Origin of the sequence: Mesorhizobium sp. M3A.F.Ca.ET.175.01.1.1, from assembly GCF_004791945.1 — a bacterium.
GTDB lineage: Bacteria > Pseudomonadota > Alphaproteobacteria > Rhizobiales > Rhizobiaceae > Mesorhizobium.
Genome location: NZ_SRTP01000002.1, coordinates 26,027 through 39,010, shown reverse-complemented (window position 1 = coordinate 39,010; position 12,984 = coordinate 26,027). Strand labels below are relative to the sequence as shown.

Sequence of the window (12,984 nt, the reverse complement as noted above, 5' to 3'; positions counted from 1 at the left end):
CTTTTGCCGCAATTCCGGACGGAAAACCGCTACGCATTTTTCCCGGAATTGCCTCAGAAGTCGGCAACCTTGCCCCAGGCCGAAGCGTCGAAGCGCTGCGGATCGTAGGATTTCGGATCGACGATCGGTTCCGACCCGGTCAGGAGATCGGCAAGCAGGTGCCCGGCGCCGGGACCGATGCCGAAGCCGTGTCCCGAAAATCCGGCAGCCAGGATGAAACCCGGCACGGTTTGGATTTCGCCGATGGCGGGCACGCCGTCCGGGGTGCTGTCGACGTAGCCGGCCCACGCCGCGCTGATCCTGGTCTTGCGCAGTGCCGGCAAGAGGTCGAGCGCGCGAGCGTGGATCAGGCGAATGGTTCCCTGGTCCACGGCCGGATCGAGAATGCGCATCCGTTCCATCGGAGTCGGTTGGTCGAGCCGCCAGCGTTGGAGCGTTTCGTGGCCCGAGCGCATACCCTCCAGCCCGCCGGGCGCGAGGCTGCGCCAGCGCTTCAGGAACATCGGTAGGAACTGGGGGGAGAAGCGCAGCTGCTGCGGCGTCACGTCGACGCGTCCGCGTCCGCTTATGGCGAGTGTGTAGCCGCCGTCGCCGCGCCGCGTGGACGAGATCTTCGCTGTGTGCAGCGCGTCCGGCAGGCCCTCGGCACCGGGCGAGACCGACATGATGGAGGAGCGGATCGAGGCTTGGGGAAAGCGGAAGCCGACTTGATGGCAAAAGGAGGACGCCCAGGCACCGCCGGCCAGGATCGCCGCCTTGGTGCGGATCGTGCCGTTTTCCGTGACCACGCCGCTCAGGCGTCCGCCCTCGGTTTCGAGGCCGCGCGCGGCGCAATTCTGGTTGACGCTGCCGCCGAGCTTGAGGATGGCGCGGGCGACGGCGGGCGCAGCCTGCGACGGATCGGCCGTGCCGTCGCTCGGCGAGAAGACGCCGCCTTTCCAGCTCCGGCCCGTGGCGCGGCCACGCTCGCTGGCTTCGGCGCCGTCCAGCATATGCGTGGTGACGCCGGCGGTCCTGGCGAAGTCGCGCCAGCGCGCCCAGCCGGCCAGCTCCGCCTCGTCATTGCTGAGATAGAGCAGGCCGCAGCGGCGGAAGCCGGTGTCCTCGCCGGTTTCCGCCGCAAAGCTGTCCCACAGATCGAGGCTGCGGGTCGCCATCGGCAGCTCGCGGGCGTCGCGGTTCTGCTGCCGGCACCACCCCCAATTCCTGCAGGACTGCTCGGCGCCGATATGGCCCTTTTCGACGAGCGCGACCTTCACGCCGCGCCGCGCCAGGTAGTAGGCCGCGAAGACGCCGACGATGCCGCCGCCGATCACCACCGCATCCGCGGATCGCGGCAGTTCGCTGGACGTCTCGATTTGCTGCAGCGGCGCGCGCATGGTTCTCCCTGTCTTGAAGCGCCAGTCTATCGCGTTGCGCAGGCAGCCGCTGCTGCAGTTATGGCCGGGGCAGAATTTTATTCCGGCGAACCTGGCGAAATCGAGAGTCCCTGCCTTTCAAGCCGTACCCATCCGGATGGACAGGCCGGCGGGCTGTGGTAGTCTCGGCCGTTGTTGGAAAGACAGCATTTTGTGCTGCGGTACCCTTTCCCGGAGACAGCCCCGTGAAACTGGATCGGATCGACATCAAGATTCTGCACGAGCTGCAGAAGAACGGCCGTATCACCAATGTGGAATTGGCGGAACTGGTGCATCTGTCGCCGAGCCCCTGCCTGATGCGGGTCAAGAAGCTCCAGTCGGAGGGCTACATCGAGGGCTATTCCGCGCAGGTCAATATCGGCAAGCTCGGCCAGACGCTGACCGTGTTCACCGAAATCACCTTGAAGAACCACCGCCAGGTGGACTTCGCCCGCTTCCTTGCCGTGGTGGAGAAGATCGACCAGGTCATCGAGTGCCACCTCGTCTCGGGCGGCTACGACTACCTGATGAAGTTCGTGACCTCCGGCATCGGCGAATACCAGACGATCATGGAGCGGCTGACCGACATGGACATCGGCATCGACAAGTATTTCAGCTTCGTGGTGCTGAAGTCGCCCATCGTCAAGGCGCACATGCCGCTGCCCAGCCTGTTCCCGATGTAGGCAGAAGAATTCCAGGAAGACCGTTACACGCTTTTCCTGGAATTGCTTTAGCGGTGGCCGTACTGGCTGACGAGCTCCGGGTCGCGGACGAGGCCGTCGAGCCAGGTCGGGTCGAGCTTGGGCACGGAGGAGAACAGAAGCTTGGAATAGGGGTGGGCGGGCGCCTTCACCTTGTCGGGCGTGATCTGCTCCACCCGCTCGCCATTGTACATGACCATGATCTCGTCGCAGATCGCCTCGACGACCGAAAGGTCGTGGCTGATGAAAATGTAGGAAAGCCCGAGCTCCCGCTGCAGCTCCTTGAGCAGCTCGATCACGGCGGATGCCACCACCGTGTCGAGCGCCGATGTGATCTCGTCGCAAATGATGAGCTTGGGATTTGCCGCCAGCGCGCGCGCAAAGTTCACGCGCTGCTTCTGGCCGCCCGACAGCTCCGATGGATGACGATAGCGCAATGCCCTCGGCAGGCGCACCATGTCGAGCAGTTCATCGACACGCTTCGAGCGCGCCTGCCTGTCGAGCCCGTGATAGAAGGCGAGCGGACGGGAAATGATGTCCTCGACCGGCTTGGCTGGATTGAGCGCGGTATCGGCATACTGGAAAACGATCTGCATCTCGCGCAGCTGATCCTGGCTGCGTTTCTTGGCGGCGCGTTCCAGTTGCTTGCCGTCGAAAACGATGTCGCCGGCTGCCGCCGGATGAATGCCGGCGATCACTCGCGCCAGGGTCGATTTTCCGCAGCCGGATTCGCCGATGATGCCAAGGTTGCGGCTCGTCTGCACGACCAGACTGACCGAGTCGACGGCGCGGATGCGCGGCAGTCCGTCCTCGCGCAGCGGTCCATAGCCCGCCGTCAGATTGTCGATGCTCAGCAGCGGCTTCGTTCCGGCATCCGCTTGCGCCTGCCGGGGCTTCGGTTCGAAGGCGGCCAGCAGTTCGCGGGTGTAGGGGTGCCGGGCAGCAGAGAGAATTTCGGCCGTGGTGCCGGTCTCCTGCACTTCGCCGCCCTTCAGCACCACGATGCGATCGGCGATCTGCGCGACGACCGCGAGGTCGTGGGAGACGTAGACGCCCGCTATTCCGCCCGCGCGCATGACCGACTTGAATGCCTTGAGCACGTCGATCTGCGTCGTCACGTCGAGCGCCGTCGTCGGCTCATCGAAGATGACCAGCTTGGGATCGCCAATGAGCGCCATTGCCGCCGACAGGCGCTGCAATTGCCCGCCCGAGACCTGGTGCGGATAGCGGGCGCCGATCCCTTCCGGATCTGGCAGCGACAAGGCCCTGAACAGCTCGACCGCGCGCCGTCGCGCCTGCTCGGGCGGCATCAGGCCGTGGATGCGCGTCACCTCGATCACCTGCTCCATGATCGTGGCCGAGGGGTTGAAGGAGGCTGCGGCACTTTGCGGAACATAGGCGATATCGGTGCCGCGGAACTTGGCGCAGTCCTTTTCGGAGAGCGCAGCCATGTTCCGGCCGTTGACATTGATCTCGCCCTGGGTGATCCGGCAACCCGGCCGCGCGTAGCCCATCAGCGACAGCGCCACCGTGGTCTTGCCGGAGCCGCTCTCGCCGATCAGCGCAACGATCTCGCCGTCGGCTATGTCCAGGCTGACGCCCTTGATGATCTCGACCAGACGTCCGGCGTCGGTCGTCGCCTCGATCCTCAGGTTCCTGACCTCGACGAGATTGGTCATGCGTCGCTGATCGGTCATGCGTCGCGGTCCCTGATCTTCTGCGGCAAGTTGTCGATCAGCAGGTTGACGCTGATGGTGAGGCTGGCGATCGCCAGCGAAGGCACGATGACGGCCGGGGCCGCGAATGGCAGGCCGCCGATGTTTTCGCGCACCAGCGCGCCCCAGTCGGCCAAAGGCGGCTGCAGGCCGAGGCCCAGGAAGGACAGGCCGGAAAGCAAAAGCACGATGAAGACGAAGCGCAGGCCGAAGTCGGCCAGCACCGGTCGGATGATGTTGGGCAGGATCTCCGACCCGATGAGATAGATGGTGCTTTCCCCGCGGACGCGGGCGACGGTCATGAAGTCCATGGTGTTGATGTTGACGGCGAGCGCCCGCGCGAAGCGGTAGGCGCCGGGGATGTAGATGACGGCTAGCGTCAGGATCAGCACCGGGATCGACGAGCCGACCGCGGCGACGACCACAAGCCCGAACAGCTTGCTGGGGATGGAGTTCATGGCGTCGAGGAAGCGGCTGAGGCAGGTGTCGAGCCAGCCGCCGGTGACGGCCGCGATCATCCCCAGCACCACGCCCGAAAAGCAGGCGATGGAGACGGCGGCCAGCGATATGCCGACGGTGTAGCGCGCGCCCATCAGCACCCGCGAGAGCATGTCGCGGCCCAGATAATCCGAGCCGAGCCACAGTCCCTGACGCATCGGGCCGAAGTAGTCGTCGTCGACAATATCGCCGATCGAATGAGGAATGATGTAGGGCGCGAAGATGGCGACGAGCGTCCACGCCAGGATGACCAGCGAAGCCAGGACGCCCACCAGGTTGTAGCTGTGGCCCAGGAAGGACCGCCGGGAAATTGCCGCGCGCGCCATCGTCACCTGAGCCTCGGATTGGACATGATGGCGATGATGTCGGCGGTCGTGATGAGCAAGAGATAGCCGAGGCAGAAGATCATCGCGCAGCTCTGGATCAGCGGCAGGTCACGGGTCGCGACCGCATCGACCATCAGCTTGGCAATGCCGGGATAGTTGAAGATCGTCTCCACGATGATGACGCCTCCGACCAGATAGGATAGCGAGAGTGCGACCGCATTGACGATCGGCCCCAGCGCGTTGGGAAGCGCGTGCCGGAGCACCATGCGGCTGCGCGATGCGCCCTTCAAAAGCGCCATCTCGACATAAGGCGTGGACAGCGTTTCGATCACCGCGGCGCGGGTCATGCGGATCATCTGCGCGGAGATGACGAAGGTGAGGGTGATCACCGGCATCGAATAGATGCGCACGAGATCGGTCAGCGAATGCGCCTCGTTGACCGAGGACAGGGCTGGCAGCCATTTGAGATAGACGGCAAAGAGCAGGACCGCCAGCGTCGCCACCATGAACTCTGGCACCGAGATGACCCCGATCGAAAGCACGGTGACGGTGCGGTCGTAGAGGGAGCCGCGCAGCATCGCGGCGGTGATGCCGAGCGTCAGCGCCAGCGGCACCGAGATCAGCGTGGTAATGCCGGCGAGCTTCATGGTGTTGACGAAGCGGCCGCCGATCAGCGCCGCGACGGGCATTTCATTGGCATAGGAGGTGCCGAGGTCGCCATGGAGCAGGCCCACGAGCCAGCGCAGGAAACGCAGGATGGCCGGATCGTTGAGATGCATGGCTTCACGCAGGCCGGCGACCGCCTCCGGTGTGGCGGCCTGGCCGAGGAGGATCGAGGCGGTGTCGCCGGGCAGCATGCTGGTGGCGAAAAACACCGCGAACAGGACAATCAAGAGGGTGACGACCGCAGTCGCCAGCCGCTTCAGGATGAGGTTGAGAACCTCAGACTTCATGGAAGCGCTCCCTGCGGTTGGCGTTCGGCCTAAAACAATCTTGCGCAATGCGATACCGGGGGCCGGCTGGCCGGCCCCCGGCAGGCTTCCCCTAGGCTTCGAGCCAGAGGTATTCCGCCATTGCGTAGCCCATCATGCCACCGAGCGGGTTCGCTTCCAAACCCTTCACCTTGCTGGAAAGCGCATCGACGTTGGAAATGTAAGCCGGGATGATGGTGCCGGCTTCCTCCGCGATCATGGTCTGCATCTGACCGTAGATTTCCTTGCGCTTGGCCTGGTCGAGCAGTCCGCGGGCCTCGACGAGCAGCTTGTCGAACTTCTCCGACTTGTACTGGCTCTCGTTCCAGGGTGCGTTGGAGGCGTAGAGGAGCGAGAACAGGATGTCCGGCGTCGGGCGCGGATTGATGTTGCCGAAATGGACCGGCGCCTTGAGCCAGTAATTGTCCCAATAGCCGTCGGAGGGGACGCGCTGGACGTCGAGCTTCATGCCGATATCGGCGCCGGCGGCCTGGATGATCACCGCCATGTCGATCGACGAGGTCGCGGCGTCCGAGGCGATCACAGGGATAGACTGGCCGAGCAGCCCCGCCTTGTTGAAGTGGAACTTCGCCTTGTCGGGGTCGAAAGCCTTCGGCTTGAGGTCGGCATTGTGGAAGATATTCGCCGGCGAGACCGGCTGGTCGTTGCCGACTTCGCCGAGGCCGCGCAGCGCCGATTTGACGATCTGCTCGCGATTGACGAGATACTTCATGCCGGCCACGAAGTCGGCCTTGCTGCCCGGCTCCATGTCGAGCCGGATGTTGAGATCCGTGTAGTTGCCCGAGGTCGTCTTCGACAGTTCGAAGCCCTGCTGGCTCTCCAGCAGCTTCATCGAGCGCGGATTGATCGAGGCGGCGAAATTGATGTCGCCGGAAATCAGGGCGTTGACGCGCGCGCTGTCGTCGGTGATGGCGATGAACTCGAAGGAGTCGAGGTAGGGCTTGCCCGACTTCCAGTAGTTCTTGTTCTTGGTGACCACAGAGCGCACGCCGGGTTCGAACGTCTGCAGCACGAAGGCGCCGGTGCCATTGCCCTTGGAAAAGTCGGTGGTGCCATCCGCGACGATCATGAAATGGTGCAGCGCCAGGATGGTCGGGAGATCGGCATTCGGATCGGCAAGCGTGATTTCGACGGTCGACTTGTCCACTGCCTTGAAGCCGGTCATCTGCGCGGCGATCTTGGCGACCTTGGAGCCGACGGCCTTGTCGAGATGGCGCTTCAGCGAGAACACGACGTCGTCGGCGGTGAGATCCTTGCCGTCATGGAAGGTGACGCCCTTGCGCAGCTTCACGGTCCAGGTCTTGGCGTCCTTGCTGTCGAAGCTCTCAGCGAGCTCCATCTGCGTCTTGCCGTCCTTGTCGAGGAACGTCAGGCGGTTGTAGAGCGAGCAGCAGCGGACATAGTCGGTCGAGAGCGACGCCTTTGCCGGATCGAGCGTATCGGCGGTCGAGGACGACCAGCCGGCCGCCTTGAAATTGCCGCCGGAAACCGGCGTTGCGGCAACGGCCTGGGTGGCACGGCCGAGGACGGTGCCGCCAGCCGCGATCGCGGCGCCGCCGGCCAACAGCATCTTGAGGAGTTCGCGGCGGCTCGCGCCGCGGCGGATGGCATTTTCGACCATGGCATCGTCTGCCCTGGTCCAGTTCGTGATCTTGTCGGTCATGTCATTCCCCTTTCGGTTGATTTCGCCCGGGATGCTTGTCTTTCTGCGCGCTTTCCGGGCTTGGGCTCAGGTTCGTTCCTTCAGGCTTTCCCGCACGGCCATGGCAAAGGCGGCCATCGACGTGAAGTGGTAATCCGGCACGGTAAAGCGCTCGGGCTCGATCGTGCCACCATAACCCTTCTGGGCATGCCGGCGCTCGATCCAGCAGTTGGTCAGGCCAAGCGCGCGGGATATGCCGATGTCGTGATGCTGGCTTTGCGCGACATGCAGAATGTCGTTCTTGCTGTCGCCCCGGGAGGCCACGAAGTCGAACACCTTCTGGAAAAACGCCGGGTCCGGCTTTTCGGTGCCGGTGTCGTCGGCTGTGAAGGTGGCGAAGAATGGCGATCCAAGCTGGAGCTCGAAGTGATCGAGCGCCCAGCGCCGCGCATTGGTCATGGCGATCAGCTTGTGGGATTTCGCAAGGTCGGCCAAGGCGGCTGCGCTGTCGGGGAAGCCTTTCCAGGCGCCGGCGGAATCCCGCAGGCGAGCGCCGAACTTCTCCTCGGCTGGCAGGCCGAGCTGCGGCGCAATGACCATGTAGACACGTGCAAGGTCGTCGGGAAACAGGCCAGCCTCGGGCATGTAGCGGGCTTGGCGGTAGAGGGTCAGCGCTTCCTCACCGTCGACGGAAACGCCAGCCTCGGCGGCGATCCCGGCCAGGCAGGCCGTGATGCCGCCTTCGAAGTCGATCAGCGTGCCGACGACATCGAAGGTGACGTATTTGAACTCGCTGAAGGCCCTGGCCAAGAACTAGCTCTCCTCTGCGGGCGGCCGAATTGCATCGTGCTGAACAGAACAAAATTCCGTACTGTCCGGAGCGTCGGCTTTCTTCACAAGCCCGGAAATCCGAGCTTTCTGGCCTTGTCTTGAAAGCAGTCTGGCACTTCCCCCGCGCTGGATACGCCGAAATGGCGCAGGGCTGCGGCACAAAATTGCGAAATCGTCTGCCCCGGCGACATTTCGAAACACGAGGTATTCGCCGCCCGTCACGCCAGAGCCTTGCGGACATCAGGATCGTCCAGAGTCTGGTCAAGCGTGCGTTGCGTACGCTCGATGATTGCATCGATGTCGCTATCCGTGCAGCACAGCGGAGGCGCATAGCCAAGAACGCCCTGCGCGAAGGCGCGGATGATGAGGCCGTTGTCCCACGCCCTGTCGAAGACGCGCCGCGCCGGCATGGCCGACGCGGGAAGCGGCGTCTTCTTCTGCTTGTCCACCACCAGTTCGATCGCGGCAAGCATGCCGCGGCCGCGTACATCGCCGACGAGCGGATGGTCCTTCAGCTCCTCCAACCCTGCCATCAGGCGGGCGCCGGCCCTGATGCCGTTTTCCAGAAGGCCGTCTTCATAGAGCTTCAGCACCTCGAGCGCGACGGCTGCGCTGACCGGATGGGCTGAATAGGTGTAGCCATGGCCGACCGCAGAGCCGCCCGCGGCATCGGCGATGACATTGTAGACATGGTCGGCCATGAAGACGGCGCCCATCGGAACATAGCCCGATGTCAGCCCCTTCGCGGTCGTCATGAAATCCGGAACGATGTCCTCCTCGGTGCAGGCGAACAGCGGCCCCGTGCGGCCGAATCCGGTGATCACCTCGTCGGCGATGAACAGGATGCCGTGCTCCCGGCAGAGTTCGCGCATCGCCTTGATCCAGCCTTTCGGCGGAACGATAACACCGCCCGAGCCCTGGATCGGCTCGGCATAGAAGGCGGCGACCCGCTCCGGCCCGATCTCCTCGATCTTCGCCTTCAGCGCGGCAAGCGACGCCGAAATGATCGCGCTGCCATCCTCGCCTACGGGGTTGCGATAGGGGTAGGGGGAGGGGATCTTGTGCTGCCACTCGAAGGGAATGCCGAAACCGGCGTGGAAGGCAGGCAAGGCGGTCAGGCCGGCACCGACCACCGACGAGCCGTGGTAACCCTGCTCGATGGAGATGAACTGGTCGCGCTGCGGCTCGCCCTTGGCATGCCAGTAGTAGCGGACGAAACGGATCGTGCTGTCGATCGCGTCCGACCCGCCGAGCGTGAAATAGACGTGGTTCAGGTCTCCAGGGGCCCGCTCGGCCAGTTCCGAGGCTAGCCGGATGGCCGGCTCCGAGCCAAGGTCGAAATAGGCGGTGGCGTAGGGAAGCTCGCGCATCTGCCGGGCGGCGGCTTCGACGATGCTGTCATGGCCATAGCCGGCATTGACGCACCAAAGCCCGGCGAAGCCATCGAGAAGTTGCCGGCCGGACGCATCGGTCACGGTGGCGCCCTTTGCCGATTTCAGCACCCGCACGCCGAGCGCCTCATGGCCGCGATATGAGGCGACCGGATGGATGAGATGGGCGCGGTCGAGTTCGACCAGGGAAGTGGCGAGCATTGTTGTCCTCCGCTAGAGCATGATGCCGAAAGGTGGGAAGCGGCTTTCGGACGACATCATGCTCTGTCTCCTTGATTTAGAGCCGGATTCCGATCTCGGATCGACCCGATATGAAATCATCCGGTTCTAGCCGAGCGCCTGGTTGGCGAGGGCGTAGACTTTAGGTCGGGCCTGTTCCGCGGCCGTCCTGGGCGGGCGGTCCATGGCGACGCCGCCGCCGACATGGGCGAGGCCTATTTCGGTCAGCCAACCGGCGATGCCGGTCCTGCTGTCGGTATCCACGCGCAAGAAGGCGCCGGGGCGCGCAGCGGCGAAGTAGCCGATCAGCGCCTTGGCATCCACGGCACTTGCGGCGATCACCGGACCGACCACTTCGCCACGCCCGAACGGGCGGATCGCGGCGTAAGCCTCGATGACGCCATTGCGGCGGATGACCGCGAAGCCTCCGCGTTCGGCAATCGCGTCGATCAGCGCCTCACGGTCCGCGCCATAGGCGTCGCGGTCGAGCGCCTTGATTTCCGCAAGATCGTCGGCGCCTGCCGTCTCGACGCCGGCGGGCGCGCCAAGCGCCGCAACCTTGCCCTGGTGCTGCTGGATCGTGCCGGACGGCACGAAGCCCAGCTTCTGATAGAGCGGCATGCCGTCGGCCGTTGCGACGAGCCGCAGCGGGCGCTCGCCCGCAAGGGCGAAGGCCTGTTGCATCAGCCGGCGGCCCAGCCCCTTGCCTCGCTCATTGCTGTCGACGATCACCATGTTGATCATGGCGCAATCCGCACCGTAGGGAGTGACCAGGATGGTTCCGGTGACGCGCCCCCGGTCGTCGAGGGCGACCGCGCCGCTGGAGAGCTGCAGCGCCATCTGCCAATCCTGCGGGCGATGCGGCCAATTCTCCTGGCGAGACAGCGCCACAGCGCCCTCTATATGGTGCGGCTCGAATGCCTGGAGTTCGGTCTCGCTCTGCTGCATGAGGATACTCTCGGGTCTGAACCCAAGTCTCCGACATCGGCGCGCCGCAGATCGACTGAAGGCCTTGGTTTCGGCAGTATCTTTCGCCGTAGCGAGAGGGATGCGCCGCATCTTCTGCTGACGCCGATCTGGCGGTGCTTTTTCAGGCTGCGGGCCGGCGCTCCGATCGACGGGCAAGATGCTACAGCGTGCCAAACGGAGCCGCGCATACGGAACTTTCTGCTTTCGGGAGGCAGATTTCGGTCAGGTCGGCCACCGCCTGCCGGCCTATGATGAAAGGCATCCAAACGCGGATGTGCTTCCACCGGAGATCGAGGACATGGCTTCTTTCAGGCCCAAATACATCACCTTCGACTGCTACGGCACGTTGACCAATTTCCAGATGGCAGAAGCGGCGCGCGACCTCTACGGCAGCCGGCTCGACGAGCCGCGCATGCAGGAGTTCATCAAGAATTTCGCGGCGTATCGGCTGGACGAGATCCTGGGCGACTGGAAGCCATATGCCGATGTCATCCACAATGCGCTCGAGCGCACCTGCAAGCGCAACGGCGTCGCCTTCAGTTCCGACGAGGCCAGGATAGTATATGAGCGCGTCCCGAGCTGGGGACCTCACGCCGACGTTCCGGCCGGCCTGGCGAAGGTCGCCAAGGAAATCCCGCTTGTCATCCTGTCCAACGCCATGAACGCGCAGATCATGTCCAACGTCGAGAAGCTCGGCGCGCCGTTCCATGCCGTCTACACGGCCGAGCAGGCACAGGCCTACAAGCCGCGCTTTAAGGCTTTCGAATACATGTTCGACAAGCTGGGCTGCGGCCCGGAAGACATCCTTCACTGTTCGTCCTCATTCCGCTACGACCTGATGTCGGCACACGACCTCGGCATCAAGAACAAGGTCTGGGTCAATCGCGGCCACGAACCGGCCAACCCCTATTACGGCTATGTGGAGATCGCCGACATTTCCGGTCTCCCCGGCGTGGTCGGACTTTGAGACAGGCGATTTGCCGATGAAGCTGGTCTCCTACTGGCACGACACGGCTCCTGTCTTTTCCGGTGGGGCGCAAGGCCCGGTGGAGGGGCACTACGATGCCGCGATCATCGGCGGCGGCTTCACGGGTCTCGCCGCGGCGCGCCAGCTGGCAAAGGCTGGCGCGAAGGTGGTGGTGCTGGAGGCGGAGCGGGTGGGCTGGGGCGCATCCGGACGCAACGGCGGGCACCTCAACAACGGCCTCGCCCACAGCTACCTTTCGGCTAAGGCGGAGCTCGGCAAGGAGCGCGCAATTGCGCTCTACCGGGCGCTGGACGACTCCGTCGACACGATCGAGGCGCTGGTCGCGGAGGAAGGCATCGATTGCGACTTCCGCCGCGCCGGCAAGTTGAAGCTTGCCTCCAAGCCGCAGCATTTCGAAGCGATCGCCCGCAACTTCGAAGCCGTCCATGCCGAAGTGGATCCGGATACGGCGCTGCTGTCTGCGGCCGACCTCAAGACCGAGATCGGCTCGCCCTTCCATGGCGCGATGCTGTCGAGGAAGAGCGCCATGATGCATATGGGCCGCTATGTGGCGGGCCTGGCCACGGCCGCCGCCCGCCACGGCGCCGTCATTCACGAGAACGCGGCGGTGACGGACCACAGGCAGGCCGGCGGCAGGCATGAGCTGACCACCTCCCGAGGCCGGATCAGCGCCGACAATGTGCTGGTGGCGACCGGCGCCTACACGACGCCGAATTTCGGCTATTTCCGCCGCAGGATCATCTCGGTGGGCAGCTTCATCATCGCCACGCGGCCGCTCAGCGATGCCGAGATCGCCGCCACCATGCCGGGCAACCGGACATGCGTGACCTCGATGAACATCGGCAACTACTTCCGGCTTTCGCCCGACAACCGGCTGATCTTCGGCGGCCGCGCACGCTTCTCGGCGACGTCGGACCAGCGCTCCGACGCCAGGAGCGGACAAATATTGCGGGCCAGCCTTGCCGCTATCTTCCCGCAGCTCGCCAAGGTCGAGATCGACTATTGCTGGGGCGGGCTGGTCGACATGACCAAGGACCGTTTCCCGCGCGCCGGCTACCATGACGGGGTCTGGTACGCGATGGGCTATTCCGGCCACGGTGCGCAGCTTTCGACCCATCTCGGAATGATCCTGGCCGATGCCATGCTCGGCCGGGAGGACCGCAATCCGATGAAGGGAGTCGAGTGGCCGTCCATCCCCGGCTATTCGGGCAAGCCCTGGTTCCTGCCGATGGTCGGCCTCTACTACAAGGCGCTTGACTGGGTGCAGTAGGGAGTAGGCAGTAGGCAGTAGGCAGTAGGCAGTAGGCAGTAGGAT

General features: G+C 64.3%; 11 protein-coding genes. 3 read left to right on the top strand and 8 right to left on the bottom strand.

Annotated features, from left to right (window positions below; all coding sequences use genetic code 11):
• Positions 1-53: 53 nt before the first annotated feature.
• Positions 54-1,379 carry an FAD-binding oxidoreductase gene (locus EN818_RS04825; protein ID WP_095804288.1) on the bottom strand — a complete coding sequence of 442 codons (1,326 nt, stop codon included), beginning with the start codon at positions 1,377-1,379 and terminating at the stop codon, positions 54-56.
• 224 nt (positions 1,380-1,603) lie between these two features.
• On the opposite strand from EN818_RS04825, the gene EN818_RS04820 reads away from it, so the two are divergent.
• The gene (locus EN818_RS04820; RefSeq protein ID WP_095804287.1) at positions 1,604-2,080 is read left to right on the top strand and encodes an Lrp/AsnC family transcriptional regulator; all 477 of its coding nucleotides are present in this window, start codon (positions 1,604-1,606) and stop codon (positions 2,078-2,080) included.
• Positions 2,081-2,127: 47 nt separating this feature from the next.
• Here EN818_RS04820 and EN818_RS04815 read toward each other — a convergent pair whose 3' ends face one another.
• From EN818_RS04815 to EN818_RS04785, 7 genes are all read right to left on the bottom strand, one after another.
• Complete coding sequence (locus EN818_RS04815; protein WP_095804897.1) at positions 2,128-3,777, bottom strand: ABC transporter ATP-binding protein; 1,650 nt, start codon at positions 3,775-3,777, stop codon at positions 2,128-2,130.
• Positions 3,778-3,791: 14 nt separating this feature from the next.
• Entirely contained in the window at positions 3,792-4,637 is an 846-nt protein-coding gene (locus tag EN818_RS04810) for an ABC transporter permease (RefSeq protein ID WP_095804286.1), read from the bottom strand.
• Positions 4,638-4,639: 2 nt separating this feature from the next.
• Positions 4,640-5,590 (bottom strand): ABC transporter permease, encoded by a 951-nt coding sequence (locus EN818_RS04805; RefSeq protein WP_095804285.1) that lies wholly within the window; start codon positions 5,588-5,590, stop codon positions 4,640-4,642.
• Positions 5,591-5,681: 91 nt separating this feature from the next.
• On the bottom strand, positions 5,682-7,292 hold the full coding sequence (locus tag EN818_RS04800; RefSeq protein ID WP_095804284.1) for an ABC transporter substrate-binding protein: 1,611 nt from the start codon (positions 7,290-7,292) through the stop codon (positions 5,682-5,684).
• Between the two features lie 66 nt (positions 7,293-7,358).
• On the bottom strand, positions 7,359-8,081 hold the full coding sequence (locus tag EN818_RS04795) for an HAD-IA family hydrolase (protein ID WP_095804283.1): 723 nt from the start codon (positions 8,079-8,081) through the stop codon (positions 7,359-7,361).
• 239 nt (positions 8,082-8,320) lie between these two features.
• Positions 8,321-9,694: an aspartate aminotransferase family protein gene (locus EN818_RS04790; RefSeq protein WP_135904103.1), complete on the bottom strand. Its 1,374-nt coding sequence runs from the start codon at positions 9,692-9,694 to the stop codon at positions 8,321-8,323.
• Between the two features lie 126 nt (positions 9,695-9,820).
• Positions 9,821-10,660 carry a GNAT family N-acetyltransferase gene (locus tag EN818_RS04785; protein ID WP_095804281.1) on the bottom strand — a complete coding sequence of 280 codons (840 nt, stop codon included), beginning with the start codon at positions 10,658-10,660 and terminating at the stop codon, positions 9,821-9,823.
• A gap of 319 nt (positions 10,661-10,979) precedes the next feature.
• Here EN818_RS04785 and EN818_RS04780 point away from each other — a divergent pair, with 319 nt between their 5' ends.
• Positions 10,980-11,648: a haloacid dehalogenase type II gene (locus EN818_RS04780; RefSeq protein ID WP_095804280.1), complete on the top strand. Its 669-nt coding sequence runs from the start codon at positions 10,980-10,982 to the stop codon at positions 11,646-11,648.
• A 16-nt stretch (positions 11,649-11,664) separates the two neighbouring features.
• Positions 11,665-12,939 carry an FAD-binding oxidoreductase gene (locus EN818_RS04775; RefSeq protein WP_129553799.1) on the top strand — a complete coding sequence of 425 codons (1,275 nt, stop codon included), beginning with the start codon at positions 11,665-11,667 and terminating at the stop codon, positions 12,937-12,939.
• Positions 12,940-12,984: the final 45 nt, after the last annotated feature.

Excerpts from the sequence above, each read along its gene's own strand:
- EN818_RS04825 (WP_095804288.1), bottom strand. The coding sequence starts at position 1,379 with ATGCGCGCGCCGCTGCAGCAAATCGAGACGTCCAGCGAACTGCCGCGA.
- EN818_RS04775 (WP_129553799.1), top strand. The coding sequence starts at position 11,665 with ATGAAGCTGGTCTCCTACTGGCACGACACGGCTCCTGTCTTTTCCGGT.
- EN818_RS04780 (WP_095804280.1), top strand. The coding sequence starts at position 10,980 with ATGGCTTCTTTCAGGCCCAAATACATCACCTTCGACTGCTACGGCACG.
- EN818_RS04810 (WP_095804286.1), bottom strand. The coding sequence starts at position 4,637 with ATGGCGCGCGCGGCAATTTCCCGGCGGTCCTTCCTGGGCCACAGCTAC.
- EN818_RS04785 (WP_095804281.1), bottom strand. The coding sequence starts at position 10,660 with ATGCAGCAGAGCGAGACCGAACTCCAGGCATTCGAGCCGCACCATATA.
- EN818_RS04805 (WP_095804285.1), bottom strand. The coding sequence starts at position 5,590 with ATGAAGTCTGAGGTTCTCAACCTCATCCTGAAGCGGCTGGCGACTGCG.
- EN818_RS04790 (WP_135904103.1), bottom strand. The coding sequence starts at position 9,694 with ATGCTCGCCACTTCCCTGGTCGAACTCGACCGCGCCCATCTCATCCAT.
- EN818_RS04815 (WP_095804897.1), bottom strand. The coding sequence starts at position 3,777 with ATGACCAATCTCGTCGAGGTCAGGAACCTGAGGATCGAGGCGACGACC.
- EN818_RS04800 (WP_095804284.1), bottom strand. The coding sequence starts at position 7,292 with ATGACCGACAAGATCACGAACTGGACCAGGGCAGACGATGCCATGGTC.